The sequence below is a fragment of the Microbispora oryzae genome, from assembly GCF_017896165.1.
Classification (GTDB): Bacteria; Actinomycetota; Actinomycetes; order Streptosporangiales; family Streptosporangiaceae; genus Microbispora; species Microbispora oryzae.
This window is the reverse complement of sequence record NZ_JAFCNB010000001.1, coordinates 423,702-448,905: the sequence shown is the minus strand read 5'-3', so window position 1 is coordinate 448,905 and position 25,204 is coordinate 423,702. Positions and strand designations below refer to the sequence as shown.

21 protein-coding genes are annotated in these 25,204 nt (G+C 72.4%); 15 read left to right on the top strand and 6 right to left on the bottom strand.

Features of this window, described 5'->3' with window-relative positions; translation table 11 throughout:
- Positions 1-127 precede the first annotated feature (127 nt).
- From JOL79_RS02045 to JOL79_RS02035, 3 genes are all read left to right on the top strand, one after another.
- Complete coding sequence (locus JOL79_RS02045) at positions 128-994, top strand: Sco1979 family transcriptional regulator (RefSeq protein ID WP_504739979.1); 867 nt, start codon at positions 128-130, stop codon at positions 992-994.
- Complete coding sequence (locus JOL79_RS02040; protein WP_036321981.1) at positions 995-1,228, top strand: DUF397 domain-containing protein; 234 nt, start codon at positions 995-997, stop codon at positions 1,226-1,228.
- A gap of 119 nt (positions 1,229-1,347) precedes the next feature.
- Positions 1,348-1,632 (top strand): hypothetical protein, encoded by a 285-nt coding sequence (locus tag JOL79_RS02035; RefSeq protein ID WP_230984015.1) that lies wholly within the window; start codon positions 1,348-1,350, stop codon positions 1,630-1,632.
- Between the two features lie 110 nt (positions 1,633-1,742).
- Here the strand turns inward: JOL79_RS02035 and JOL79_RS02030 are convergent, their stop codons facing one another.
- Positions 1,743-2,336 carry a histidine phosphatase family protein gene (locus JOL79_RS02030; protein WP_210153859.1) on the bottom strand — a complete coding sequence of 198 codons (594 nt, stop codon included), beginning with the start codon at positions 2,334-2,336 and terminating at the stop codon, positions 1,743-1,745.
- A 121-nt stretch (positions 2,337-2,457) separates the two neighbouring features.
- Between JOL79_RS02030 and JOL79_RS02025 the strand changes: the two genes are divergently transcribed.
- Both JOL79_RS02025 and JOL79_RS02020 read left to right on the top strand, forming a co-directional pair.
- Positions 2,458-3,336, top strand: a complete 879-nt coding sequence (locus JOL79_RS02025; protein WP_210153858.1) for a Gfo/Idh/MocA family protein — start codon at positions 2,458-2,460, stop codon at positions 3,334-3,336.
- Positions 3,333-4,091, top strand: coding sequence for an adenosylcobinamide amidohydrolase (locus tag JOL79_RS02020; protein WP_307848248.1), 759 nt, complete (start codon positions 3,333-3,335; stop codon positions 4,089-4,091). Before JOL79_RS02025 ends, JOL79_RS02020 begins: the two co-directional genes overlap by 4 nt.
- A gap of 55 nt (positions 4,092-4,146) precedes the next feature.
- Here JOL79_RS02020 and JOL79_RS02015 read toward each other — a convergent pair whose 3' ends face one another.
- Both JOL79_RS02015 and JOL79_RS02010 read right to left on the bottom strand, forming a co-directional pair.
- Complete coding sequence (locus JOL79_RS02015) at positions 4,147-6,027, bottom strand: serine/threonine-protein kinase (RefSeq protein WP_210153857.1); 1,881 nt, start codon at positions 6,025-6,027, stop codon at positions 4,147-4,149.
- Positions 6,028-6,058: 31 nt separating this feature from the next.
- Entirely contained in the window at positions 6,059-7,789 is a 1,731-nt protein-coding gene (locus JOL79_RS02010) for a zinc ribbon domain-containing protein (RefSeq protein WP_210153856.1), read from the bottom strand.
- A 357-nt stretch (positions 7,790-8,146) separates the two neighbouring features.
- Here JOL79_RS02010 and JOL79_RS02005 point away from each other — a divergent pair, with 357 nt between their 5' ends.
- The 3 genes from JOL79_RS02005 to JOL79_RS01995 are packed head-to-tail and all read left to right on the top strand — an operon-like array spanning position 8,147 to position 12,044.
- Positions 8,147-10,249: a DUF6421 family protein gene (locus JOL79_RS02005; protein WP_210153855.1), complete on the top strand. Its 2,103-nt coding sequence runs from the start codon at positions 8,147-8,149 to the stop codon at positions 10,247-10,249.
- A 28-nt stretch (positions 10,250-10,277) separates the two neighbouring features.
- Positions 10,278-10,931: an SDR family NAD(P)-dependent oxidoreductase gene (locus tag JOL79_RS02000; protein WP_210153854.1), complete on the top strand. Its 654-nt coding sequence runs from the start codon at positions 10,278-10,280 to the stop codon at positions 10,929-10,931.
- Between the two features lie 36 nt (positions 10,932-10,967).
- A complete protein-coding gene (locus JOL79_RS01995; protein WP_210153853.1) occupies positions 10,968-12,044 on the top strand; it encodes a threonine aldolase family protein in 1,077 nt (358 codons plus the stop codon).
- Between the two features lie 25 nt (positions 12,045-12,069).
- Here JOL79_RS01995 and JOL79_RS01990 read toward each other — a convergent pair whose 3' ends face one another.
- Positions 12,070-12,774 (bottom strand): DUF305 domain-containing protein, encoded by a 705-nt coding sequence (locus tag JOL79_RS01990; protein WP_210153852.1) that lies wholly within the window; start codon positions 12,772-12,774, stop codon positions 12,070-12,072.
- 112 nt (positions 12,775-12,886) lie between these two features.
- Here JOL79_RS01990 and JOL79_RS01985 point away from each other — a divergent pair, with 112 nt between their 5' ends.
- Positions 12,887-13,558, top strand: a complete 672-nt coding sequence (locus JOL79_RS01985; RefSeq protein ID WP_210153851.1) for a thioredoxin-like domain-containing protein — start codon at positions 12,887-12,889, stop codon at positions 13,556-13,558.
- A gap of 29 nt (positions 13,559-13,587) precedes the next feature.
- On the opposite strand, the gene ald is transcribed toward JOL79_RS01985, so the two are convergent.
- Positions 13,588-14,706: an alanine dehydrogenase gene (gene ald / locus JOL79_RS01980; RefSeq protein WP_210153850.1), complete on the bottom strand. Its 1,119-nt coding sequence runs from the start codon at positions 14,704-14,706 to the stop codon at positions 13,588-13,590.
- A 156-nt stretch (positions 14,707-14,862) separates the two neighbouring features.
- Here ald and JOL79_RS01975 point away from each other — a divergent pair, with 156 nt between their 5' ends.
- Positions 14,863-16,218 carry an excalibur calcium-binding domain-containing protein gene (locus JOL79_RS01975; RefSeq protein WP_210153849.1) on the top strand — a complete coding sequence of 452 codons (1,356 nt, stop codon included), beginning with the start codon at positions 14,863-14,865 and terminating at the stop codon, positions 16,216-16,218.
- A gap of 122 nt (positions 16,219-16,340) precedes the next feature.
- Positions 16,341-16,967 carry a hypothetical protein gene (locus tag JOL79_RS01970; protein ID WP_210153848.1) on the top strand — a complete coding sequence of 209 codons (627 nt, stop codon included), beginning with the start codon at positions 16,341-16,343 and terminating at the stop codon, positions 16,965-16,967.
- An 18-nt stretch (positions 16,968-16,985) separates the two neighbouring features.
- Here the strand turns inward: JOL79_RS01970 and JOL79_RS01965 are convergent, their stop codons facing one another.
- Positions 16,986-19,211, bottom strand: a complete 2,226-nt coding sequence (locus tag JOL79_RS01965; protein ID WP_210153847.1) for a xanthine dehydrogenase family protein molybdopterin-binding subunit — start codon at positions 19,209-19,211, stop codon at positions 16,986-16,988.
- A 151-nt stretch (positions 19,212-19,362) separates the two neighbouring features.
- On the opposite strand from JOL79_RS01965, the gene JOL79_RS01960 reads away from it, so the two are divergent.
- The 4 genes from JOL79_RS01960 to JOL79_RS01945 all read left to right on the top strand — a co-directional run bounded on the left by JOL79_RS01960 (position 19,363) and on the right by JOL79_RS01945 (position 25,203).
- The gene (locus JOL79_RS01960) at positions 19,363-20,901 is read left to right on the top strand and encodes a PucR family transcriptional regulator (protein ID WP_210153846.1); all 1,539 of its coding nucleotides are present in this window, start codon (positions 19,363-19,365) and stop codon (positions 20,899-20,901) included.
- Positions 20,902-21,226: 325 nt separating this feature from the next.
- Positions 21,227-22,525 (top strand): helix-turn-helix domain-containing protein, encoded by a 1,299-nt coding sequence (locus JOL79_RS01955; RefSeq protein WP_210153845.1) that lies wholly within the window; start codon positions 21,227-21,229, stop codon positions 22,523-22,525.
- Between the two features lie 114 nt (positions 22,526-22,639).
- Positions 22,640-23,212, top strand: a complete 573-nt coding sequence (locus JOL79_RS01950) for a copper resistance CopC family protein (RefSeq protein WP_210153844.1) — start codon at positions 22,640-22,642, stop codon at positions 23,210-23,212.
- Positions 23,209-25,203: a bifunctional copper resistance protein CopD/cytochrome c oxidase assembly protein gene (locus JOL79_RS01945; RefSeq protein ID WP_307848247.1), complete on the top strand. Its 1,995-nt coding sequence runs from the start codon at positions 23,209-23,211 to the stop codon at positions 25,201-25,203. Before JOL79_RS01950 ends, JOL79_RS01945 begins: the two co-directional genes overlap by 4 nt.
- The last annotated feature ends 1 nt before the right edge of the window (position 25,204 follow it).

Sequence of the window (25,204 nt, the reverse complement as noted above, 5' to 3'; positions counted from 1 at the left end):
ATGTGCAAGAGCGAATGCACGTGCAAGCAGGGTGGGCAGGCGCTACCGTTACCCCCAACCAACACTGGGACGAAGGGGGCGATCTTTGACACACTGTGAACCAGTCCACAAAGCGGAGGAATAGCGCGTGTTCATAGATCCGCCCGGGTCCGGTTCCACCGTACGGCGAATCATGCTCGGTGCGAGCCTTCGCCGGCTGCGCGAGGAGCGGGGACTCACCCGCGAGGTCGCCGGATTCCACATTCGGGCCTCCGAGTCCAAGATAAGCCGGATGGAGCTCGGCCGGGTCGGGTTTAAGACACGCGATGTCGAAGACCTGCTCACGCTGTACGGCGTGCACGACGACGCGGAGCGGCGCGGCCTGCTGGAGATGGTCCGGGAGGCGAACACTCCGGGCTGGTGGCACAAGTACGGCGAGGTGCTGCCGAACTGGTTCGTCACCTATGTCGGACTGGAGGAGGCGGCCAGCGTGATCCGCACCTACGAGGTGCAGTTCGTGCCCGGCCTGTTGCAGACCGCAGCGTACGCCAGATCGGTGATCCAGCTCGGCTTTCCGGACGCCCCGGACGGCGAGGTGGAAAAACGCGTGCACCTGCGCATGCAGCGGCAGGATCGGCTGACGCGCAAGGACGGCCCCCGGCTCTGGGCGGTCGTCGACGAGGCCGCGCTCAAGCGGCCCATCGGAGGGAATGCGATCATGCGGGAGCAACTCCAGCACTTACTGGAGGTGTCCACGCTGCCCAACATCACCCTTCAGGTGATGCCCTTCCGCTTCGGGATGCACGCGGCCGAAGGGGGAGCGTTCACCATCCTCCGCTTCCCCGAGTCCGACCTGTCGGACGTGGTCTACGTCGAGCAGCTCTGGGGTGCCCTCTATCTGGACAAACGTGAGGACGTCGATCCCTACCTCACGGCGATGGAGCAGTTGTGCGTGGAGAGCACGACGCCGGGGGGTACCGCCGAGATTCTCGGCGATCTTCTCAGAGAGATCTAAATGCAGACATATAACGGGATGCCCGCAACCGACCTTGCCGGGGTCACCTGGCGGAAGAGCGTCCACAGCAACTCCACCGGCAACTGTGTCGAGCTCGCCGAGCTCCCCGACGGCAGTGTGGCGGTCCGCAACTCGCGTTATCCCGAGGGGCCCGCCTTGATCTACACCCGCGACGAGATCCGGGCACTCGTGCTCGGGGTCAAGGACGGCGAGTTCGACGGCCTCCTTGTGTAACGCCGAGTTAACTTGCCGGTGAACCGGCGTAACGACGCCGCGCGGGCGGCGTAACAAGGGTCCGGCAGATTGGTTCCCACGTAAGCCAGAAATTTGGGGGGCCTGTCGTGCTGGACCAGATGACTCTTTACCCGGTGGCCGACGACGTGCTGTTCGCACCAGGCGGTCGCGTGGTGATCCGCACCTACGGTGTCGCCTCGGCGGCCGCTCCCCAGGACGGCCGGCCCAGGTCGGTGTCGTACCGGACATGGGTCACCGGGGTGCGGGAGCAGCCGAGGTACTGGCGGTGGGGGCACTTCGAGGACGCCCGGCGCGGCCACCGCAGGGTCCTCGAATGGCTGACGGGCCGGGGGCCGCGACCCCAGCAGCTCTCCGAAGCCGATCAGAGCCCGACCGCGGCCTGATCCGGCCTGATCGCGCGACGCGGCACGACGGGGGCCGGGCACGACCACGCGGCGGAACGGCGGCAGGACCAGGGGCCGCCCCGGGCGCGGGAGACGCCGGGGGCGGGGTCTCAGGCCGGTTCGTACCGGACCGGAGCGTTCCAGCGCAGCAGCACCGGTTCGTCGTGTTCGTACCCCAGTGACGAGTAGGTGCCGGTGTCCAGCCGGAGATACCGCCCGTCGGCGGCCGGCAGCCCCAGCCACCGGGCCGCGAGCACCCGCAGCAGATGCCCGTGCGCCACGATCAGCACGTCTCCGTCGGTCGCGCGGATCCGGCTGACCACCTTGTCGGCGCGTTCGCCGACGTGCTCGACGGACTCGCCGGGATGGTCGCGGTCGCCCGGCACGATCCCGTCACGCCACACATACCAGCCGGGGCGCGTCCGCCTGATCTCGGCGGTGGTCACTCCCTCGTAGCCCCCGTAGTCCCACTCCCACAGGTTGGGGTCCACCTCGTAGGCCGCGACTCCGGCGAGCTCCGCCGTACGGCGGGCCCGCTGGGCGGGACTCACCAGGACGAGCGAGAAGTCGTGGCCGCCGGCCACGGCGGAAAGGGCCCGCGCCTGATCCTCGCCGCGCGACGTGAGCGGCAGGTCGGTGCGGCCCGTGTGCCGCCCTGCCCTGCTCCACTCGGTCTCGCCGTGCCGCAACAGTATGACGTTCATGTCAGCTCCATATAGCCGGTACGGCACAGGCCAACCATCGCCCGGGCGCCGGAGATTCCCCGACCCGCCTTGACCCCCGGCCGGACGACTGCAGTAGGGTCCCGGGCGGAGGAGGGCCGTGATGGAGCGCGTGCCGGTGGGACTGGTCGGAGCGGGGCCGTGGGCCGAGATGGTCCACGCGCGGATACTCGCGGCGGGGCCGGACACCCGCCTCGCGGGGGTGTGGGCGCGCCGGCCAGAGGCCGCGCGCACGCTGGCGGACAGGTACGGCGTGCCGGCGTTCGAACGGTACGAGGAGCTGCTGGACGCGTCGCGGGCCGTCGCGTTCGCGGTGCCTCCTTACGTGCAGGCCGAGCTCGGCGTGCTCGCCGCGAAGGCGGGAAAGGCGCTGTTGCTGGAGAAGCCGCTCGCGGCCGACCTCGACGGGGCCCGGCGGCTGGCCGAGGCGATCGGGGAGGCCGGGGTGGCCTCGCAGATGGTCTTCACCCTGCGCTACTCCGACGTCGCGGCCGCTTTCATCGAACGGGCGCGCGGCCTTGAGCCGTTCGGGGGATACGCGGCCAACATCGGCGGCGGACTGCTGGGCGGGCCGTTCTCCACGCCCTGGCGGCTGGAGCGGGGAGCCGTGCTCGACGTCGGCCCCCACATGATCGACATGCTGGACGCCGCTCTGGGGCCGGTGGTCGCGGTCCGCGCCCACGGCGATCCGCTCCGCTGGGTGGGGCTGCTCCTCGAACACGAGAGCGGCGCGGTCAGCGAGGCGTCCCTGTCCATGGCCGCCGGGGGCGAGGCGCCGCCGGCCCGGGTGGAGGCGTACGGATCGGGCGGCAACGCCGTCTTCATCGGGTCGGACGTCGTCGGCGACGTCTTCCCCGAGGTCGCCCGCCAGTTCGCCGAGACCGTACGGCGAGGGGGCGGCCATCCCCTCGACGCCGCCCACGGCCTGCGCCTTCAGCGGATCATCGAGGAGGCGGAGCGTCAGCTCCGCCAGCCGCGGTGAAGGCGGTCGCCGAACCCTCGCTCAGCCATCGGTTCGAGGACGGCGCCCGCCTCGGCACCCTGCTCTGGCGGTTCGGCCCCGGCTGGCGGATGATCTCGTCGGCGATGCTCGGCGGCGGCATCGGCCGCCGGGACTGGGTCGTGAACGCCCAGGTGCCGCCCGGCTACGCGCGGATGGATCCGATCGACCACCTCCGGTCCATCGGGCCGCGGGGTCACGGTGTGGGCATGCTCACGGCCGCTCCGGTGGCCCGGTACGCCACGGCGGACGACGGGGACGCGCGGGCGGTGGCCACCGTCGGTCTCGGGATCCCCACCTGGGCCGCGGCCCCCGAGGACGAGGACCATGTGTGGGCGGCGCCGGCGCGGCCGGAACAGATCGAGCCCGGGTACGCGCGGCCCGGCCACGCAGGCCCGGTCAACCACGCAGGCCCGGTCAATCATGTGGGCACCGTCAATCATGTGGGCACCGTCAACATCGTCGTCGCCGTGCCGGTGGCGTTCTGCGACGCGGCGCTCGTCAACGCCGTGGCGACCGTGACGGAGGCGAAGACCCAGGCTCTGATCGAGTCGGGGGTGCCCGGCACGGGCACCGCCTCGGACGCGGTCTGCGTCGCCGTACGCGAGGACGGTCCCGAGGAGCTGTTCGGCGGTCCTCGCTCGGAATGGGGATCGCGCGTCGCCCGCGCCGTTCACCGAGCCGTCCTGGAGGGCACACGCGACTGGTACGGGCGCGCGGCCGGGCCGATCGGCTGAGCGGCACCGGCCCAGCGCCCGGCCGGGCCAGGCGGGAACCCGCCCGGCCCGGTGGTCAGGAGGTGAAGGCGACGCTGTTGATCATGTGGTCGATGAGCGTCTGGTCGCAGCGGCCGGACGGGCAGAAGAACGTGATGAGCACGCTCGTGTCGCCGGCGTCCCGCCGGACCACGTAGGCGGTGAAGTCGAGCCGCGTGGTCTGCTGCGGGTCGCTCATCACCCCGCTGAGCTTGAAGGCGGGCGCGGCTCCGACTGTGGCCGCCACGGGCGCGCCCGTGTAGCCGATGGTGCCGGGGAGCACCGACTGCAGGCTCTGCTGGAGATCGAGCGGGGAGTCCGTCGTGCTGATGGCATTGCTCACCTGGCCGAACACGCCGACCGCCTGATCGGGTCGCTGACTGATGATCGGGCCGACCTTGGACCAGTCGCCGTTCCCGGGGACGGCGAACAGCGCGTTGAACTCCTCGACGGACGGCGAGGCGATCATCCACTGATCGCTGTTGGTCTTCGCGTTTCCCCAGGTCGACGGGTAGGCCATGGTGAACGGCGCGGCGACTGATCCGGGATAGGTGTTCCACGTGGCCGCGGTGTCCCCGCCCCGGGTCAGGATCAGGGTCGCCGCCACGGCGATCGAGACCAGGATCGCGAGCCCGCCGATGAGCGGCCCGAGCGGGAACCGCCGCTTCCCGGCGGGCCCGGGCGCCGCCCCGGCCACGGGGGATCCTCCAGGCGTGGTGACGGCCGGCCCCCGTTCGTATGTGGGCTGCTCGTATGCCTGTTCGTACCCGGCCTGTTCGTACGCGGCCTGCTGGTACGCGGGCTGCTGATAGGTCCCGGGGTGCGGCGGCCGCGACGCCGCCCCGCCCCCGGAGGGCGGATAGCTCGTCGGCGCGGACGAGACCGGCCCATGCGACACCGGTGGCTGTGACACGGGTGGCTGTGACACGGGCGGGTGCGAGGGGTGGGACACGGGCGGGTGTGACACCGGAGGGTAGGAACGCGCGCCCGGCTGCCGGCCGGCGCCCCCGGAGGGTTCGGCGGCGAGGCCCGGTGTGGGGCCCGCCGCGGGCGCGTGACGCCCGTCCGGGCGGCCGCCGCTGATCGCGTCGCGCAGGGCGGAGACGAACGCGTGGCCGGTGGCGAAGCGGTCGTCCGGGTTCTTGGCCAGGGCCCTGATCATCACGGCGTTCACCGCGTGCGGCAGATCCGGCCGGTACGGCGTGAGCGGCGGCGGGTCGTGGGAGACGTGCGCGTAGAGAAGGGCGAGCTCGGTGTCGCGCTGGAACGGCGGCTGCCCGGAGAGCGCCTCGTAGACGACGCAGGCGAAGGCGTACAGGTCGCTGCGGCCGTCCACCGGCAGGCCCCGGATCTGCTCGGGGGCGACGTAGCGGGGCGTGCCCATGAAGTGCCCGTGGCTGGTCAGCCCGGCCTCCGCCGACGAGCTCTTGGTGAGCCCGAAGTCGGTCAGGTAGACGTGGTCCTGGTCGGTCACCAGGATGTTGGCGGGCTTGACGTCGCGGTGCACCAGGCCGTTGGCGTGGGCGGCGTCCAGCGCGGACGCGATCTGGGTGAACAACGGGTTGGCCCGGGCCACGGGCAGCGGCCCGGTCGACCGCACGAGCTTGCGCATGTCGCTGCCGTCGACGTAGCGCATGGCGATGAACAGCAGGTCGTCGCGCTCGCCGGCCTCGTAGATCGGGATGATGTTGGGGTGGTCGATGCTCGCCACCAGCCGCGACTCCCGGACGAACCGGTCACGGAACCTGTCGTCGTGGGCCAGCTGCGGAGCGAGGATCTTCAGCGCCACGGGCCGGCCGAGCCGCTGGTCGCGGGCGCGGTAGACGGTGGCCATGCCGCCGCGCCCGACGGCGGCCTCGATCATGTAGTCGCCGAGCCGCCGCCCCACCAGCGGGGGCGTCGCGGGACCCTCGGTCATGATGCGAGCCTCCGATTCGCGTGTGGCCGGCTCATACGTCCGCCGGGTTGCCGCAGAAGCCGCAGAAACGGTGTCCCTGGCCCAGCCGCATGCCGCACTGGGTGCAGAACTGCATCTGCGCCTGCCCCCGCGGCGGCGACAGGTCCGCCGGACGCGGCTGGCCGTACGGGGGCGACGCCGGCCCGGACGCGTGGGGCCCGGACGGATGGGGCCCGGACGGATGGGGCCCGGACGGATGGGGCCCGGACGCGTGGGGGCCCGACGGATGGGAGATCGGGGGATAGGAGTCGGCGCCCGGAGACCCGAAGGCGCCCAGGGAGCCGGCGGCTCCCGACGCGGCGGCGCCGGAAGAGGAGGAGGGAGCCGGTGTCCGCGCCTCGTCGGCGGCCCGCTGACTCTCGCCCGGGGCCTGGAACACCTGGGTGACGGCGTGCGGCGGCCACGACTCCACCGGCGGCTGCTCCGCCCGGCCCGGCCCCGCGCCGTCCGCGCCCCGTCCGCGCCTGCGCCGCAGCAGCGGCACGGCCACCGCGGCGGCGAGGGCGATCACCACGACGCCCCCGGCCACCCACACGAGTGGCGACCGGGTGGAGGACGCGGCGACGGGGGCGCCGGTCGCCCGGGGCCTGGCCCCGGCGTCCTCGGCGGTCCCCGCCTTGGCCCGCGAGACCCGCAGGTGATCGAGGGCGACCGCGTGGTCGGGGCGCAGGTTCAGCACCTGCTGGAGCACCGGGACGGCGTCGGAGTAGCGCTTGTTGTGGAACGACGCGAGGGCGTTCTCGAAGACGGCGTCGACGGGGCCGCGCCGCGGGGTGACCCCGGCGGTGACCAGGGCGGTGCGGATGTCGTCGGCCGGGGTGATGGTCGTGGGGACGTCGCCCCCGCCGGACACGAGCCCGACGATCTCGCTCCTGCCGTCGTCGATGAGCCCGGCTCCGGGGCCGCCGTTGGCGAGGATCCCGTCGAGCTTGGTGCGCTCGGTCTCCTTGAACGTCCGGCTGCCCGGCGGGTCGAGGTGCGCGGTGTCGAGCTTCGGCGGCTGCTTGGCGGACGGCCGAGAGGGCAGCGACATCACGTCCAGCGACTCGACCGTCGTGGCGATCGACGTGCCGAGCGGCGCCGTCGGCAGGGTCTGCTTCTCGCCGCCCCGTGTCACCTTGATCACCGCGGCCGCGGCCGGCGACGTCCCCGCGGTCAGGATCTGCGCGGGCAGCCCGTCGGCCGGCGGGGGGTCGAGGTACGGGTAGACGGTCACCTTCGTGGTGACCGAGGAGATGCAGGTCGAGTCCGCGCGCTGGGGCGGGTAGCACGCCTGCAGGCGCCGGTCGAGGTCGGCGTCCTTCAGCGTGTGCCGCTTGAAGTCGGCCGGGATCTTGACCTTGAAGTATTCGGCGAACACCCGGTTGGCGGCGTAGATCCGCGGGTCGCTGGCGGCCTGGACGACCTGGGTCGCGGTCACGACGACGCCGTCGGGGGTGACGGTGAAACCGCTGCCCTCGGCCAGATCGGTGTCGTACTCGCGGACGACCTGCTGGATCACGCTGCGGTCGTCCAGCAGGGTGATCGAGACGTGCGAGCTCGACTCCACCCTGACGGCGCCGGGGGTGACGCGGTCGGTGGATCCGCTCGGGTGGGGATGCAGCGCGGATAATCCGAGCGCGAGTACGTTCGCCGGACGCTCCGCCGCCGGGGTGCCCAGTGTCGGCACGCCCATGACGGCAACGGCGCCCAGCCCCGCGATGAGGGCGTGCAGGCGGGGCATCTGCGTCTCCTATGCCTGATCGGAACAGTCCAAGGTTCTCAGCGGTGCCGGGGGCCGACAAGGTCGGCATCCTTACCGACACCCACTTGATACAGGCCCATGATCGTGCCGTGGCTTGCAAACCACTTGCCGCGCGATTGGCGCCGCGGCGCCGGGCGGATCGGCGATCCCGAGATCGGGCTCGCGAGCCCCGGCCCTCAGGATCATCGCACGGTGACCGGGCGGTTCGTACGCGCGACCGCCGGCCGGTACGGCGGGACTCCCACTCGCGGGCGGCCTCATGTTGATCGGTTATTTTGCGCCCGTCCGAAATGTGTATATTTTTCGGAAGACAGCTCACAGAACGGGAGATTTTTAATGAAGGCCTTCCCGTCCGTCCTGTTCGACGAGGCGCACAGCGAGGCATGGACGATCCGGCGCGACGTCGCCGAGACCATGAACCCGGCGCACCCGGACGACAACAGCTACGCGGAGGCCGCGGGGGTCCTGCGCCGGCTCGGGCACACGGTCGCCGCGCACACCGAGGGGCCGATCACCGCCGCCCTGCTGGGCGGCCGCGACGTGTTCGTGGTGGCGCACCCGTCCGGTGAGCGCTGGGAACGGACGACGGGAGTGGGCCGCCCGGTCTTCACCGCCGAGGAGATCGACGTCCTCGACGCGTACGTCAGGGACGGCGGCGGCCTGATCGTGCTGGCCGAGTGCGAGCACGACAAGTACGGCAGCAACCTCGGCGACCTGCTCGCCCGCTTCGGCGTCGCGGTGGAGCACACGACGGTGCAGGACCCGGCCCACTGCCACAACCGGGTCGCCACCTGGATCATGGGTGTGCCCGCCGGGGGCGCCGCCGCCGAGGGGCCCGACGCCGGGGTGCGCCAGGACCTGCTCGCCGAGGTGCGCCAGGCGTGCTTCTACCGGGCCGGCGGCCTGCGCGTCCCCGCCGGGGCGACGGTCCTGTTCGAGACGTCGCCCACGGCCGACCCCGCCGGACGCCCGCTGGCGGCCGCGGTCCGGCACGGCCGGGGCCGGGTGGTCGTGCTGGCCGACTCCGACCTCTTCGGCGACGACTCGATCTCCGACTACGACCACGCCCAGCTGTGGACCAACCTGGTGACCTGGGCGGCCCGCGTGCCGGACGGCCGCGCGGCCTCCGGCCGCGCCTCCCGTGAGGAGGTGGCCGCCGAGTTCGCCGGGCTCAAGTCCGCCGTCGAGCGCCTGCGTCCGCTGCAGGCCAAGGACGGCTCGATCAGCGGCGACAAGGACCTCGCCGTCGAGCTGCTCTCCGACGTCGCCGAGCACATCAAGCGGCTCGCGCCGCACTTCCCGCACGACCGCGCCTACCTGGACACCGTGGTCTGCGACATCGGCGCGTGGGTGTCGGGCGGGCTCGGCGTTCCCGACTTCCTCGACTCGCTGGAGGCCTTCCACCCCGACACCCGGCGGGAGGACGGTCTTGAGCACCTCGTCCTGTTCCCGATGTACACCCAGAACGGCAACCGCGACCGCAACCTGGAGGCCGTCTGGATCCGGGTGGTCTGGCCGGACTGGCTCGCCGAGCTGGAGCGGAACGGCTACGACAACCCGATGTTCGTGCCGATCGCCTTCGAGGACTTCACCTCCGGCTACGACACGAACTCGGCGGTGCTCTTCCCCGAGACGGTCGCCGTCCGCCACCTGCCCCCGAGGTTCACCTGGGGTGGCATCTTCTGCGACCGCGAGGCGGCCCGCTTCCGGGTGGTCAGCCAGGCGGCCGTGGCCACGCTGAAGCTGTCCCTCCCGCCGGACGCCGCCCGGCTGCTGGCCTCCCAGGACCTGGCCCAGGACACGTTCGTCCTGTGGGACCTCGTGCACGACCGGACCCACAGCCACGGCGACCTGCCGTTCGACCCGTTCATGATCAAGCAGCGGATGCCGTACTGGCTGTACTCGCTGGAGGAACTGCGCTGCGACCTGACCGCGTTCGGCGAGGCGGTCAAGCTGGAGGTGGCGGGCGTGCCGCACGCGCGGCTCGTGCAGTACGCCATCCTGTTCGACCGGTTGTTCCGCTTCCCGATCACGGGCGAGCGGGTGCGCAACTACGACGGGCTGGGCGGCCAGCTGCTCTTCGCCTACCTGCACCGCAGGGGCGTGGTCCGCTGGACCGACAACCGGCTGTCGATCGACTGGGCGCGCGTCGCCGACAGGGTCGCCGACCTGCGGGGCGAGGTCGAGACGCTCTACCGCGACGGCATCGACAGGTCCAAGACCGCCCACTGGCTCGCCGCCCACCGCCTGGTGGCCGGGTATGTCGAGCCGAATCCGGCGTCGGCGTGGCACCAGGGGATCCAGGCCCTGCCCGCGGAGCAGAAGGCCATGGTAGACGCCGTGCTGCCGGACGAGTTCCCCCTGAGCATGTTCTACGAGGCCCTCCGCCGTAAGCTCGCCGACGTGGTGGAGTCGACCAAGGGCATCCGGGCCCGGTGACCCCGGGCCGCCGGGAGGAAAGGCGAGCATGAGCAGAGTGATCCTCGTGACGGGCGCGGGCGGCCCGTCGGGCGACGCGGTGACCAGGCGGTTCACCGAGCTGGGTGACACGGTCGTCGGGGTGAACAGGTCGGGACGGGGCGGCGCGCTCGCCGTCGACCTGCTCGACCCGGACGCGGTCCGCGAACTCGCCCGGCGGGTCGAGGCCGAGCACGGGCGGGTGGACGGCGTGATCCACCTCGTCGGCGGGTGGCGCGGGTCGCCGGCCTTCGCGCAGACCCGGCTCGAGGACTGGGACCTGCTGCACGGCCTGCTGATCCGGACCCTCCAGAACGTGTCGCTGGCGTTCGAGCCGCTGCTGCGGGCCAGCGGCGACGGAAGGTTCGTGATCGTGTCGTCGCGGGCGGCGGGGAAGCCGACCCAGGGCAACGCCGCGTACGCCGCGGCCAAGGCGGCGGCCGAGGCATGGACCCTGGCGCTGGCCGACGCCCTGAAGGGGAGCAGGGCGGCGGCCGTGGTGCTCGTGGTCAACGCATTGGTGCACGATGGGATGCGGGCCGCAAACCCGGACAACGCGTACAAGTCCTTCACTGACGTGGCGGACCTGGCGACGGCCGTCTCGGGGCTGTGGGACGAGGAGCCGGGCGCCGTCAACGGCCGGCGCATCGATCTCACGCCCTGATGACCCCCGGGTGCACCGATCAAATGGGGAGATTTCGTGACTACAGATGCCGTACGGCGGCATGATCCGGCGACCAAGACGTTCGCCAGCGACAACTACGCCGGGATCCACCCGGAGGTGCTGGAGGCGATCGCCCTCGCCAACGGGGGACACCAGCTCTCCTACGGAGACGACGCGTACACGCAGGCGCTTCAGGGGATCTTCCGCCGGCACTTCGGCGAGCAGGCCGAGGCGTTCCCGGTCTTCAACGGCACGGCGGCCAACGTGGTCTCGCTGCGCTCGGTGTGCGCGTCGTGGGAGGCGGTGATCTGCCCCGAGACGGCGCACATCAACACCGACGAGGGGGGCGCCCCGGAGATGACCGGGGGTCTCAAGCTCCTCCCGGTTCCGGCGCCGGACGGGAAGCTGACGCCCGAGCTGGTCGACCGGCGGGCGTGGGGCTTCGGCGACCCCCACCGGGCCCAGCCGCGGGCCGTGTCGATCTCCAACACGACCGAGCTCGGCACCCTCTACACCCCGGCCGAGATCAAGGCCGTCTGCGACCACGCCCACGAGCTGGGTCTGGTCGTCCACCTGGACGGCTCGCGGCTCACCAACGCGGCGGCCGCGCTCGACGTGCCGCTCCGGGCGCTCACCACGGACGCGGGGGTCGACGTGCTGTCGTTCGGCGGCACCAAGGCGGGCCTGCTGCTGGGCGAGGTGGTGGTCGCGCTGAACCCCTCGGCCGTGCACGGCCTGCCGTACCTGCGCAAGACGAGCATGCAGCTCGCCTCGAAGATGCGGTTCGTGTCGGTGCAGTTCGAGGCGCTGCTCGGCGGGGACCTGTGGCTGCGCAACGCGCGCCGGGCCAACTCGATGGCGGCCCGCCTCGCGGAGGGCGTCCGCGGGCTGTCCGGCGTGACCGTGCCGCGCCCCGTCGAGGCCAACGCGGTCTTCGCGATCATGCCGATGGACGCGGCGGACCGGCTGCGCAAGCGGTACCGCTTCTACAACTGGGACGAGCAGATCGGCGGCGGCATGGTCGAGGTGCGTTGGATGTGCGCCTTCGACACCACGGAGGAGGACGTCGACGCGTTCGTCGCGGCCCTCGCCGAGGAGCTCCGCGCCTCCTGAGCGCGCCCCCGCCGAGGCGGGGTGCTCAGGCCGCGGACGCCGGGAGGATCGACGGCAGCGGCTGGGCGCCCCGCTCGGTCAGCATCTCCTTCATCATGCGGATCTCGGCCGTCTGACCGGTGACGATGTGCTGGGCCAGGTCGCGAACCTCGGGCCGGTCGGACAGCTTGAGCAGGCCCTCGGCCATCTCCAGCCCGCCCTCGTGATGGCGGATCATGAGCTGGAGGAAGAGGATCTCCGCCTGCTTGCCGGTGGCGGCCTTGAGGCGGTTCATCTCCTCCTCCGTCGCCATGCCCGGCATGTAGGAGCCGCCGGAGGCCACCGCGGCGGGCGCGGTGGGCGCGGTGGGCGGCGCGCCGCCGTGCGCGTGGCCGGACATCCACGCCATCGGAGGCTGCGCGGACGCCTGCTTCAGGCCCCACGCCTGCAGCCAGCCCATGAAAATTCCAAGCTGCGCGCCCTGCGTCGTGATGATGTCGTACGACAGGGTCCGCAGCGGCCCGTCCTTGGTCTGGTCGCGCACGATGATCGACATGTCCACCGCCTGGGCGTGATGGATGGCCATGTCGCGGGCGAAGCCCGCCTCGGGCGAGGTGTCTCCAGGAGTGTCCGACCTGGTCGAGAACACGAGGAGCGCTCCCGCGACCAGCAGGGCGATCACGCCGAGCACGGGCAGTACGTGCCGGGGACGGGGTGCGGGGCCGGGGGGGTCGGCTGAGTCGATGCTCATCGCGCAACAGGCTACTCTTCCGGCCAGTTGTCGCCACCCCAAAGGGGCATCTCCACCCACTATTCTCCATATCGCAGTACGGGGCGAAAGTTGACCGGCGCTTGGAGGATGGATGACGAAGGAGAAGACGCAGGCGAGGCGCGAGCATCTCGCCCGCATGCGGGCCGAGCAGAAGCGCAAGGAACGCCGCGCCGCGCTTCTGATGTGGGGTATCGGCGGCCTCGTCATCGTCGTCCTGGTGGCACTGGTCGGGTTCTACGTGGTGAAGGACCGGGCCGAGAAGACGCTCGACGGAGTCAAGACCTTCAGCTACAAGGGCTCCGACCACACCTGGGGCACGGTGGCCTACAAGGAGACCCCGCCGGTGGGCGGCCAGCACAACTACGCCTGGGAGAACTGCGGCGTCTACGACAAGCCCATCCACAACGAGAACGGCGTGCACTCCCTGGAGCACGGCGCCGTGTGGATCACCTACCGTCCCGACCTGCCCAAGGCCGAGGTGGACAAGCTGAAGACGCTCGCCTCCGCGCCGTACATGCTGCTGAGCCCCTACCCCGGCCTGCCTGGCAAGGTCGTGGTGAGCTCCTGGAACCACCAGCTCGTGCTCACCGGCGCCGACGACCCGCGCCTGCCCAAGTACATCCAGAACTACAAGCAGAACCCGACCTACACCCCCGAGCCGGGCGCGGCGTGCACCGGGGGCGTCAGCCTCACCGGCGACCAGCCGCTCCCGAAGGCGGACAGCACGGCGCCGGCCATGCCGGGGGCCTCGTCCGGCTCCTGAGCCCTCACAGGTCTCCCCTCCCGGCCGGGTCAGGAGGCCAGGACGAGTGCCACGGGCACGGCATCGAGCCCGTGGGCCTCGGCCACCGGCCCGCTGGTCAGCCGCCCGTCGTACGTGCTGAGCCCGCGGGCCAGCGCCGGGTCCTCCGTCAGGGCCCGGCGCCAGCCGAGGTCGGCGATCGCCAGGGCGTACGGCAGTGTGACGTTGGTGAGCGCGTAGGTCGACGTGTGGGGGACCGCTCCCGGCATGTTGGCCACGCAGTAGAAGACCGAGCCGTGCACCCGGTACACGGGATCGGCGTGCGTCGTGGGCCGTGAGTCCTCGAAGCAGCCGCCCTGGTCGATCGAGACGTCCACGAGCACCGAGCCCGTCTTCATCCGGGAGACGAGCTCGTCGCTCACCAGCGTCGGGGCCTTCGCGCCCGGCACCAGCACCGCCCCGATGACGAGGTCGGCGTCGACGACCGCCCGTTCGATCTCGTACGCGTTCGAGGCGACCGTCGTGCAGCGTCCCTGGTAGATCGCGTCCGCCTGGCGGAGCCTGCCGACGTCCCGGTCGAGCAGCAGCACGTCGGCCTGCATGCCGATGGCGACGGCCGCCGCGTTCATGCCCGACACTCCCGCCCCGATGACGGCCACCTTCGCCGGGTAGACACCGGGCACCCCGCCCATAAGGGTCCCGCGGCCGCCGCCCTGGCGCATCAGGTGATAGGCCCCGACCTGCGCGGCGAGCCGGCCGGCCACCTCCGACATGGGCGCGAGCAGCGGCAGCGACCGGTCCGCGGTCTGCACGGTCTCGTAGGCGATGCCGGTCACGCCCGCGTCGAGCAGGGCGCGCGTGCACGCCCGCGACGCCGCCAGGTGCAGGTAGGTGAAGAGCACCTGGCTCCCGCGCATCCGGTGATACTCCTCGGGCACCGGCTCCTTCACCTTCAGGATGAGCTCGCACTCGGCCCACACCTCGTCCGCCGATCCGGCGATCCGCGCGCCGGCGGTGGCGAAGTCGGCGTCGGCGATGGACGAGCCGGTGCCCGCGCCGGTCTCGACCACGACCTCGTGCCCGTGCCGGACGAGCTCGTGGGCTCCGGCGGGGGTGAGGGCGACGCGGTACTCGTGGGTCTTGATCTCCCGGGGGACTCCGACTTTCATGCCTTCACTGTGTGCGCGCTCCTACGGCGGAGGCCATCCGGGAGGGTGCAACCATTTGCCAGCCATTCGTAACAAATGGTGAATAAAGTGGCTGACTGACCGTTCCTTGGCCCGGCGATTACCGGCGCATGGCGGAGGTCGGTAGGCTCTCGGGCGATGGCAGGGATCGAGGTGGGGATGCACAGCGCACCCGTTCCGGGTAACGAGCCGGCTGGACGGTGGCCGGAGCCGGGCACGGCCGAGGCCGGGACTCCCGGAGCGGCCGACGCCGGTCTCGCCGACGCGGGGTTCGCTGACGCGGGGTTCGCCACCGAGGTCTTGCCGCCCGCCGAGCCCGCGGACGCCGCCGGCCCGATGGACCCCTCCTCCGGGACGGCGCCGGCCGAGCCCTCCCCGGCCGCACCGGACAACGAGAGCCGGGGCAGACGGGGCAGGAGGGGCAGGCGGAGGAAGCACGACGATCCCGGCCCCGCGGCGAGTCTCGAGCAGAAGGACCCCGAGAAGGACCCTGAGAAGGACGCGGAGAAGGCGGACGGCTCCGGCGACGCGGCCGCCGCGCCGGTCCACGCGGGCAGGGGGATCACCATCGCCCTGGTCGTGGCGCTGATCCTGATCGTGGTGATGTCGGGCGTGCTCGGCGCGGTGGCGATCCTCATGACCCAGAACCCGGACGCGCCGCCGCTGACCAAGGCGACGTCGGTCCGCCTGCGCACGCCCATGCACCTGGCCCCGGTCACCGGGGTGCGTCCGGCGCCGTGCCCGGCCGACGACGCCGTCCCCGACGACAAGGGCGTCACCTGCTATCAGCTCGACCCCGGCGTCAGCGTGACGACCGTGCAGAAGGTGCAGCTCACGCCCGAGCGGGACGGCACCTACTCGGTCCGCGTCGTGCTGTCGCCGGCCGACCGCGACCAGGTCGCCGAGCTCACCCACGACACCGTCAACCAGCAACTGGCGATCGTGGTGGACAACAAGGTCGTCGCCGCTCCGCGGGTGGCCCAGGAGATCACGCAGGACACGCTGAGCGTGGCGGGCTTCGCCAAGGAACAGGCGGAGAGCCTGCTGGCGTTGCTGACCGGCTCCGCGCCGCCCGCCGCCCAGCCGGGCGCGAGCCCCGGTGGCGCCTCCGGTCAGCAGAACCCGCTCAACCAGCAGGGTCAGCAGAACCCGCTGAACCAGCAAGGTCAGCAGAACCCGCAGGGGCAGCAGAACCCGCTGAACCAGCAGGGTCAGCAGAGCCCGCTGAACCAGCAAGGTCAGCAGAGCCGGCAGGGCACGTCCGGGGGCACGTCGGGCGGTACGTCACCGGGCACGTCTCTCTCCAACACGGGGACGGGCGGCCTGGCGGTGCAGACGACGGGGCACCAGAACGGCGCGACCCAGCGGTACTCCACCTGCAAGGAGGCCATAGCGGCCGGGCTCGGGCCGTACACCAAGGGCGTACACGTCGAGTACGGCTGGTACCGCGACGTCGACAACGACGGCGTGGCCTGCGATCCCGACGACGTGTGAGCCAGACGAGGTGTGAGCCGGGCAGCCTGTGATCCGGACGGTCTGTGATCCGGACGCCTGACCGGATCGGCTGCAACCGGGGGGCAACCGCGGTGCAAGGGGCCGCGGATACCGTCCGGGACGTGTCCAGACGATGGTTCGCCGGCGCCGCCGCCACGGCCGCGGCCGCCGCGCTCCTGCTCTCCGCCGCCCCCGCCTCGGCGACCGCGGCGCCCCGGCCCTCCACGGTGGCCAAGAAGCTGATGGGCGCCTGGCTGCGCCACGATCGGGCGGCCGCCGCCCAGGTGGCCGCGCCCGCGGCCGTCGCCACCCTGTTCGCCTACCCCTACCGCGCGCCCGACGCCTTCGCCGGGTGCTCCGGATCCGTCTGCCGCTTCACGCACACGAGCGTGCGGGTGCCCGGCGGGCTGAACGGCGTCCTGATGATCGTGTCGGGTCGGAAGGTCGTCAAGGTCTACGAGTCGCGGCACATCACCCGGCCGTCCGCGGTCGCCGCGTACTTCCTCGACTCCTGGAAGCGGCACGACCGCTACCGGGCCCTGGAGGTGGGCCGGAGCGGTGCCGTGGCCACGCTGTTCCGGGGGAGATTCGACCCGCACGGCGTCACGTACTTCTTCCAGGGCTGCAACCCCGAGCCGCACGGCTACGCGTGCGCCTACTCCTATGAGGGCGGCGCGACCGTGCTGCACGTCCGCGGATCGAAGAGCGCCGGGTACGAGGTCCGGTCGGTCGGTTTCATCGCCGACTGAGCGGGCCGCCCGGCCCCCTCACGCGCCGGCGGGCGAGAGGGCGATGTCCTCGGGGCGCACCGGCACGCGCGTCAGCTCCCGCCCGGTGGCGGCCCGTACGGCCGCCGTGATGGCGGGGGTGGACGACAGCGTCGGCGGTTCGCCCGCCCCCCGCAGCCCGTACGGCGCGTGTGGGTCGGCGTTCTCCAGGATCGAGAGCCGCATGGGCGGCATGTCCAGGATCGTGGGGATGAGGTAGTCGGTGAACGACGGGTTCAGCACCCGCCCGTCGCGCACCTGGATCTCCTCCATCAGGGCGAGCCCGAGGCCCTGAGCGGTGCCGCCGTGGATCTGTCCCTCCAACGCCAGCGGGTTGAGGACACGGCCCACGTCCTGGACGGCGGCGAGCTCCACCACCTTGACCAGGCCGAGCTCCACGTCGACGTCGACGACGGCCCGGTGGACGCACAGCGCGAGCTGGGTGTGCGAGTCGCCCTGCCCGGTCACCGGGTCGAGCGGGGAGGTCGGCCGGTGGTGGAACTCCCGGGTCTCCTCCACGGGCCCCGACCGGGCGAGCAGTTCCGGCAGCGTCAGACCGGGATCCGCGGCCCGCATCGCGTCGAGCCGTGCCCGCACCGCCTCGCAGGCCGTCTTGACGGCGCCGCCCGTCACGTACGACTGACGGGACGCCGACGACGGCCCGGAGCTGCCGACCCTGGTGTCGGCGGGGGCGACGGTCACCGTCTCGATGCCGAGCTCGGTCCTGGCGATCTGCGCCTGGACGGTCACCAGGCCCTGCCCGACCTCGGCGGCGGCGGTGTGCACCAGGACGTGCGGCTCGCCGCCGATCAGCTCCACCCGGACCCGCGCGGTGGAGTAGTCGTCGAAGCCCTCGGAGAAACAGATGTTCTTGATGCCGACGCCGTAGCCCACGCCGCGGCGCACGCCCTCGCCGTGCGTGGTCTGGGCGACGCCGCCGGGCAGCGTCCGCAGGTCGCCGGAGCCGCCCCGCGCGGGCAGCGGCATGGCCTCCAGCTCCCGCAGCATGGCCGCGAGCGGGGCCGGGGAGTCGATCACCTGCCCGGTGACCATGCGGGAGCCCTGGGAGACGGCGTTGCGCACCCGGATCTCGACCGGGGACAGGCCGCACGCCTCGGCCAGCCGGTCCATCTGGGACTCGTACGCGTAGCAGGCCTGCACCGCGCCGAAGCCCCGCATCGCGCCGCAGGGCGGGTTGTTGGTGTAGACGCCGTACGCGTCGACCCGGACGTTGGGCACCTCGTACGGCCCGACTCCCAGGGAGGCGGCGTTGCCGACGACGGCGGGCGTCGACGACCGGTAGGCGCCCCCGTCGAGCACGATCTCGGCCGTGACGTAGACGAGCCGGCCGTCGCGGTCCGCGCCGTGCTCGTACCGCATCCGGGCCGGGTGCCGGTGGACGTGCCCGAAGAACGACTCCTCCCGGCCGTACACCATCTTGACCGGCCTGCCGGTGCGCAGGGCCAGCATCGAGACGTGGACCTGCATGGACAGGTCCTCCCGGCCGCCGAACGCGCCGCCCACGCCCGCGAGCGTCAGCCGCACCCGGTCCGGCGGGAGGCCGAGACAGGGCGCGACCTGCCCCTGGTCGATGTGCAGCCCCTGGGTGGCGACGTAGAGATCCACCCCGCCGTCCTCCGCGGGCACGGCGAGGCCGGACTCCGGCCCGAGGAATGCCTGGTCCTGCATGCCCACCTCGTACTCGCCGGTCACCACGATCTCGGCGGCGAACGTGCCGCCCACCCTGATCGGCTGGTGCCGCACCACGTTGCCCTCCGGGTGGACGGGCGGGCAGGAGGGGTCGAACGCGGCGCGCCGCGGGTCGACGACCGCCTCGCGCGGCTCGTACTCGACGACGATCGCCGCGGCGGCCCGGCGGGCCGTCTCCGGATGGTCGGCGGCGACGAGGGCCACCGGTTCGCCCTGGTAGCGGACCTGGTCGACGGCGAGCACCGGCTGGTCCCTGTGCTCGTAGCCGTAGAACTTGTCGCCCGGCACGTCCTCGTGCGTCAGCACGGCGAAGACGCCGGGCACGGCGAGGGCCGGGCCGACGTCGACCGACCTGATCCACGCGGAGGGGTGCGGGCTGCGGAGGGTGGCGCCCCAGAGCATGCCCTCCAGCCACAGGTCGGAGGAGTACGCGAACTCGCCGGTCACCTTCAGCGTGCCGTCCGGCCGCAGGACGCTCTCGCCCACGCCGGAGCGCCGCCCCGTCTCCGTCGTCATCGGCCGCTCCGCTCTGGATCCCGTTTTCCGGCAGTACATCAACCGGGGCGGCGGGCGGCCTATCGGCGCCACGGTGAAACCGGCGGCGGGCGGCCGGGCCGCGCTTGTAGGTTCCTCCAACGGCGCGGGCCGCGCGGCATACGCTGTCCCCGTGCTGCTCAGGGATCTACTCGCCGTGCCGGAGCTGCGGCTCGCCCTGCTGGCGGGGGAGGACGCGCTCGACCGCGAGATCGGCGGCGTCCTCATCACCGATCTGCCGGACCCGCGCCGCTACCTGTCCGAGGGCCTGCTCGTGCTCACCGGCCTGATGTGGCGGCGGGGGGCGGGCGACTCGGCCGGCTTCGTGGACGCCCTGGTGGACGCGGGAGTCGCGGCGCTCGGCGCGGGCGACGCCCGGCTCGGCCTGGTGCCGGACGATCTGGTCGAGGCCTGCCGGGAGCGGGGCCTGCCCCTGATCGAGGTGCCCGTCGAGGTGTCGTTCGGCGCCGTCACCGAGCTCGTGGACCGCAGGATCACCGCGATCCGGGCCGGCGACCTGCGCGGCGCGCTCGGCAGGCACCGCAGGATCGTCGCCGCCGTCGCCGAGGGCGCGAGCCTCGGCGAGCTGTTCGCGCTGGTGTCGGCCGAGCTCGGCGTCGCCGCCGCGGTCGTCACCGCGGCCGGTTCCGTCGTCGCCGGCGACCTGCCGGAGGAACACGCCGTACGGCTGGCCCGCGACTACCTCTCCGCGGTCGCCCTGCCGGTCGTGGTCCGCGGCCGGCCCGGCCGCCGCGACCCGCTCGGCGAGGCGGCGTACACCGTGTTCGCGGTGGACCGCTCGCCGCGGGCGGCCGGATGGGCGCTGGTGTGCCGGGGGGAGGTCGACGCGGAGATCGGCTTCGAGCTGGCCGCGTGCGTGGCCATGGAGCGCACCCGGCTGGAGGAGGGCCGGCGGGTGGAGCGGCGGCTGGCCGAGCAGCTCGTCGCGCTCGCCTTCGCGGGCGGCGACCCGTCGGAGCTGTCGGCCCGCCTGCGGACCTGCGGGATCGACGTGGCCGAGCCGTACGCCGTGGTCACGGCCACCGCGGCCAGGCAGGGCGCGAGCGACGGGCCCGATCCGGCCCTGCTCGGCGGGCGGGTGGTGGAGGAGCTTCTGGACCGCCGCGCCGTGGCGGCGGCGGGGGCGGACGGCTCGGTGGCGCTGGTTCCGCTGCGGGGAACGGCGGCGGGCGAGCTCGCGGGCGCCCTTCGCGAGCGGGCGGCCCGGCTGGCCGCGGGGCTCGCTGGCACGACCGTGGCCATCGGGGTCAGCGGCGAGCTGACCGGTCCTGCGGCGATCCGCGGCGGTGTTGAGGAGGCCGGGCACGCGCGGCGGGTGGCCGAGGCGCGCGGCGGGGGAGTGGTCACCAGTGACGAGATCTACACGCACGCCCTGCTGCTGGCGACCGTCCCCGGAGACGTCCGCAGGTCGTTCGCGGACCGGCTGCTCGGGCCGCTGTTCGATTACGACCGGTCACACGGGGCCGAGCTGGTCCGCACGCTCGGGGCGTTCCTCGACTGCGCGGGCTCGTGGAACGGCTGCGCCGAGCGGCTGCACGTCCACGTCAACACCGTGCGTTACCGCGTCCGGCGGATAGAGGAGCTCACCGGCAGGGACCTGTCGTCGATGGCCGACCGCGTCGACCTCTTCCTCGCCCTGCGCGCCGGGTGATCCCGGTCCACAGGGGCTGCCTCCACGTGAGCGGAGGGAGCCCCGTGGCCGACTGGGGAGGATCGTGCATTCGCCTCCCCCGGCTGTGTCCGAGCCGGTCGGAAGACGGCTGAAGAACCCGGAAGATCTTTGGGGGACCGGGTCAGCAGCAGCCTTCGTAGAGGCCCGCCCTTATCGACGGGGAGGCACTCACGGTCGTAACATTGCCGGCAGTAGCCACGCCTGCCGTGATAAGGGCGGCGAGGGCAAACAGTACGAGGCGGCGCATGAGGGTCTCTTTCGTAGGGGAACGACTGTCCGGTCTCTATCTTCTCAAGGGGTATAAGTGACCAGTCAAGGTTTGGTCGGCGAGCGAATTAAGACAATTCGCCGCCAGCGTGGTCTTTCCCAGGCGCAGCTGGCTCACCCCGAGCTTTCCGACAGTTATGTGTCCCTCATCGAGAGCGGCAAGCGCACGCCGACCCCGGCCGTGCTGGAGCTGCTGGCCCAGAAGCTCGACTGCTCGCTCACCTATCTCGTCAACGGCGTCACCGCCGAGCAGATGGAGGAGCTGGAGCTCGGGCTGCGCTTCGCCGCCCTCGCGCTGGAGAACGGCGACCTCGAAGAGGCCAGGCGGCTCTACGCCGAGCTGCTCGACAACAACAACCTCGCGGGCCTGCCCGCCCTCAGGCAGGACGCCCAGTACGGCTACGCGCTGGCCACCGAGGCGTGCGGCAACCTGCCCGAGGCCATCGCGGTCCTGGAGTCCCTGAGCCGGGAGACCGGCGAGGCGCCGGCGCCGGAGCGCCGCACCCAGATCGCCGTGGCGCTCTGCCGCTGCTACCGCGAGTTCGGCGACTTCCAGTCCGCCGTGCGCGTCGGCGAGTCGAGCCTCGGCCCGGCGGTGTCCCGCCCGCAGTGGACCGACGCCCTGATCGAGCTCGGCTCCACCCTGCTGCTCGTGTACCTGGAGCGTGGCGACCTCCTCCGCGCCCGGCACTTCTCCGCCGAGCTGCTGGCCGCGGCCGAACAGCTCGGCAGCCCGCGCTCCATCGTCGCGGCCTGCTGGAACGCCGCCATCTACGCCCAGATCGTCGGCTCGTACGAGGAGGCGAAGTCGCTGGTCGAGCGGGCCCTGGCCATCCAGTCCGAGAACGGCGACGCGCGCAACCTCGCCCGGCTCCGCTCGCAGTACGCGATGCTGCTCTTCCAGGTGCGGCCCGACGACCCGCTCATGGTGCGCGAGCTGGCGAAGCGGGCGCTGCAGGAGCTGAAGGAGTCGTCGGCGGGCAAGATGTCGATCGCCCGCTGCGAGCTCAACATCGCCCGCACCGAGATGGCCCTCGGCAACGCCGAGGAGGCGCTCGACCACGCCCGCGCCGCCCGGGAACTCCTCGGGGACGGCGGCAGCTCCGCCGTCATCGGCGACACCCAGATCGTGCTCGGGCAGGCGTACTGGATGCGGCGCATGGACGAGGAGTCCCTGGCGGAGACCGAGTCGGCCGTCCGGACCCTGGACACCCTGCCCACCACCCGGTTGATCGCGGAGAACTGGCAGGCCGCCGCCGAGACGCTGGCCAGGCTCGGCCGGCACGAGAGCAGCAACGTGGCGTTCAGGCGCGCACTCGCCTGTGCCGGCCTCTGATCGGCGGGCCCCGCGCCTCCCGTCCGCGGGGGGCGCGGCGGCCCTTCGCCCGGCCGTCCCCCGCGGGAGCGGGATGAGTGACCGCGCCCCCGCGTCGGTAGCCTTGGCAGTGCCATGAAGAAGACCATCCTCGCCGCCGTCGCGTTCGCCGTCGCGTTCCTGCTTTCCGTGGCTCCCGCCCTGCCCGCGCAGGCGCACACCTCGCTCAGGAGCAGCGACCCGAAGAGCGGCGCCCAGGTCGACCGGCTGAGCCGGGTGGTCCTGGAGTTCACCGAGTCCGTACGGTTCCCCGTGGTGGTGGTGAACGGCCCGGACGGCAAGAGATACGAGAGCGGCGAGCCGACCGTCGACGGCCCGAGGGTGACCGAGGCCGTGACCGGCGGTGCCCCACCGGGCCGCTACACGATCGCCTGGCGGGTGGTCTCGTCGGACGGCCACCCGGTCGAGGGAGAGATCCCCTTCACCCTGACGGGCGGAGGCTCCGCCGGCACCGCCACCGCCGCCGGCCCGGCCGCACAGAACTCCGCCGCGGCCCAGGCTCCCGGCACCCAGGCTCCCGGCTCCGAGCCCGCGGACGCGTCCGCGGACAGCGGCTCGGGCACGGTGCCCGGATGGGTGTGGGCCGTGATCTTCGGTATCGCCGGGATCGGCATCGGGATGTTCCTTAGCCTTCGGAAGAAGCCGTGAGCAGGGGGGCGCGCCTCGCCCTCACCGCGCTGTGCGCCGCGGTCGCGGCGCTCGTGATCGGCATGGTGGCCGGGGGCGCGGCCACCCCCCGGGTCATTCCCGGCCTGCCCGACGAGGGCACGCTCACCCGCTGGATGCTCCCGATCTCCAAGCTCGCCGTCGACGTGAGCGGCCTGGTGACGGTCGGATTGCTGGCCTTCGCCGCGGCTCTGCTGCCGAGCGACAAGGGCGTGCTCGGCAAATCGGCGCAGGGATACGTCAAGGCCGCCTCGTGGAGCGCGCTGGTGTGGGCGGTCGCGGCGGGCTCGTCGCTGGTCTTCACCCTCTCCGAGACGCTCGGCGCGCCGGCGACGGACATCCTCGGTGGCGACGAGCTGACGAGCTTCGCCAGCCAGGTGCCCCAGGGCATCGCGCTCACACTGGTGGTGCTGTTCGCGGTCGCCATCGCGCTGTTCGCCCGGGGCGCGATCACCGTCGGCGCGGCCGGCGGCCTGCTGGTCTTCGCCCTCCTGACGCTGCTGCCGCCCGCCCTGACCGGCCACTCGTCCTCGGCGCCCAACCACGGTCTGGCCACCACCTCGGTCGCCCTCCACCTGCTCTTCCTGGCCCTGTGGGTCGGCGGTCTCGGCGTACTGTGCCTGCACGCGATGCGCGGCGCGGGCGGGCTCGACGTGGCCGCGGCCCGGTTCTCCCGGATGGCGCTGTGGTGCTTCATCGGGGTCGGCCTGTCCGGCGTGGCGAGCGCGGTGGCCCGCCTGTCGACCGTGGAGGCCCTGTTCACCTCGGCGTACGGGCTGCTGCTGCTGGCCAAGACCGCCGCCTTCGCGGGGCTCGGGGTCGTGGGCCGGGCACACCGTGTGCGGACGGTGCCCCGCCTGGCGGCGGGGGAGCCGCACGCCTTCCAGCGCCTCGCCCTCGGCGAACTGCTGATCATGTCGGGGACCGTCGGCCTCGCGGTCGCGCTGTCGAGGACCGCGCCGCCCCCGGTGACCGTGCCGGTCGACCGGGCCTTCGATCTCCTCGGCTATCTCATGCCGCCGCCGGTCTCTCTCGTCAACCTCGTCACGCTGTGGTGGTTCGACCTGTTCTTCGCGGCGCTGGCGGCGACGATGGCCGGGCTCTACGGCGCCGCCGTGGTGCGGCTGCGCCGCCGGGGCGACGCGTGGCCGCTGGGCCGGACGGTGAGCTGGTCGATCGGCGTGGTCATCCTGGTCCTGACCACCCAGAGCGGTGTCGCCCGATACGGGCCGGTGCTGTTCAGCGTGCACATGACCCAGCACATGGTGCTCTCCATGCTGGTGCCGATCTTCCTGGTGCTGGGTGCGCCGATCACGCTCGCGCTGCGCGCGCTCAAGCCGGCCGTACGGCGGGGCGACCGAGGCCCGCGCGAGTGGCTGATGGTGATCCTGCACAGCCGGGTCGCGTCGGTGCTCACCCATCCGGCGATCGCGACGGCGATCTTCGTGGTGTCCACCTACGCCCTGTACTTCACCTCGCTGTACGGCTCCGCCATGGAGGAGCACCTCGGGCACATCGCCATGCTGGTGCACTTCCTGTTCAGCGGCTTCCTGTTCTTCTGGGTCATCATCGGGATCGACCCCGCGCCGCACCGGCTGCCCCACGTGGGCCGGCTGCTGCTTCTCATGGTCACGATGCCGTTCCACGCGTTCTTCGGGATAGCGCTTATGAGCATGGGCACCGTGCTGGCCTCCGGCTGGTACGGCCAGCTCGGCCGCACCTGGGGCGCGTCGTCCCTGGCCGACCAGCAGACGGGCGGCGGCATCGCCTGGGCGTTCGGCGAGATCCCCACGCTGATCGTGCTGCTGGCGCTGGGATTCCAGTGGTGGCGCGACGACGAGCGCGCGGCGCGCCGCGCCGACCGGCGGGCCGACGCCGCCGCGGCGAAGCACGGCGGCTCGGGCGACGCCGAACTCGACGCTTACAACGACTACCTCGCCTCGCTGGACCGGCGCGACCGCGCCGCCGAGTAGC

Bases quoted from the DNA above. Each gene is read 5' to 3' on its own strand.
- JOL79_RS02040 (WP_036321981.1), top strand. From the start codon at position 995: ATGCAGACATATAACGGGATGCCCGCAACCGACCTTGCCGGGGTCACC.
- JOL79_RS02035 (WP_230984015.1), top strand. From the start codon at position 1,348: ATGACTCTTTACCCGGTGGCCGACGACGTGCTGTTCGCACCAGGCGGT.
- JOL79_RS02030 (WP_210153859.1), bottom strand. From the start codon at position 2,336: ATGAACGTCATACTGTTGCGGCACGGCGAGACCGAGTGGAGCAGGGCA.
- JOL79_RS02025 (WP_210153858.1), top strand. From the start codon at position 2,458: ATGGAGCGCGTGCCGGTGGGACTGGTCGGAGCGGGGCCGTGGGCCGAG.
- JOL79_RS02015 (WP_210153857.1), bottom strand. From the start codon at position 6,027: ATGACCGAGGGTCCCGCGACGCCCCCGCTGGTGGGGCGGCGGCTCGGC.
- JOL79_RS02010 (WP_210153856.1), bottom strand. From the start codon at position 7,789: ATGCCCCGCCTGCACGCCCTCATCGCGGGGCTGGGCGCCGTTGCCGTC.
- JOL79_RS02005 (WP_210153855.1), top strand. From the start codon at position 8,147: ATGAAGGCCTTCCCGTCCGTCCTGTTCGACGAGGCGCACAGCGAGGCA.
- JOL79_RS02000 (WP_210153854.1), top strand. From the start codon at position 10,278: ATGAGCAGAGTGATCCTCGTGACGGGCGCGGGCGGCCCGTCGGGCGAC.
- JOL79_RS01990 (WP_210153852.1), bottom strand. From the start codon at position 12,774: ATGAGCATCGACTCAGCCGACCCCCCCGGCCCCGCACCCCGTCCCCGG.
- JOL79_RS01985 (WP_210153851.1), top strand. From the start codon at position 12,887: ATGACGAAGGAGAAGACGCAGGCGAGGCGCGAGCATCTCGCCCGCATG.
- ald (WP_210153850.1), bottom strand. From the start codon at position 14,706: ATGAAAGTCGGAGTCCCCCGGGAGATCAAGACCCACGAGTACCGCGTC.
- JOL79_RS01975 (WP_210153849.1), top strand. From the start codon at position 14,863: ATGGCAGGGATCGAGGTGGGGATGCACAGCGCACCCGTTCCGGGTAAC.
- JOL79_RS01965 (WP_210153847.1), bottom strand. From the start codon at position 19,211: ATGACGACGGAGACGGGGCGGCGCTCCGGCGTGGGCGAGAGCGTCCTG.
- JOL79_RS01950 (WP_210153844.1), top strand. From the start codon at position 22,640: ATGAAGAAGACCATCCTCGCCGCCGTCGCGTTCGCCGTCGCGTTCCTG.